A 519-nucleotide genomic window follows, 5' to 3' on the forward strand; every position below is an offset into this window, starting at 1 on the left:
GTTCTTCATCATGATCGTCATCTCGATCGCCGCGATGGTGGCGGCGGTGGGCCTGGCGCAGCGGCTATGGAGCAAGCTCGGCGCCTGGAATGCCTCGATCGTGGCTGGGCTTGCCTTCCTCGTCGTCTTCGCGCTGGTGAAGGCGGCCCTGCCCGACATCAACGAAGTGCCGGAGAACTTCTCGGCGACGGTGCTGTGGCAGTTCCGCGTCGCCTCGCTCGGCATCCAGCTGGTGCTGTGGACCGTCGTCGGGCTCGGCTTCGGCGCGGTTGCCGAACGCGTGGTCGCGATGCGCGACCAGCGCGCCCGCCGCTACGCCTGAAACCCATGCGCTGGCCGCCAAGGTTCTTTGCCCTGGCGGCCAAAGCGGCTCAACGGTCGACACGACCGCTGAGCCGCTTTGGTCTTTTGTTTTCTCGCAATTCCGGACGGAAAACCGCGGCACACTTTTCCTGGAATTGCTCGGTTGCAGTGCTGCTCGCCCTGCTGGCGGCTGCCTCGGCGCAGGCGCATAGTGGC

General features: G+C 65.9%; 1 protein-coding gene and 1 pseudogene. Both read left to right on the forward strand.

What is annotated here, in order from left to right; translation table 11 throughout:
* A partial coding sequence (locus tag EOA28_RS38000; RefSeq protein WP_148671222.1) for a CbtA family protein occupies positions 1-322 on the forward strand: 322 nt, incomplete at its 5' end.
* Between the two features lie 5 nt (positions 323-327).
* A pseudogene (locus EOA28_RS39785) lies at positions 328-519 on the forward strand (hypothetical protein); the annotation flags it as partial.

The organism is Mesorhizobium sp. M2A.F.Ca.ET.067.02.1.1 (assembly GCF_004023285.1).
Lineage (GTDB): Bacteria > Pseudomonadota > Alphaproteobacteria > Rhizobiales > Rhizobiaceae > Mesorhizobium.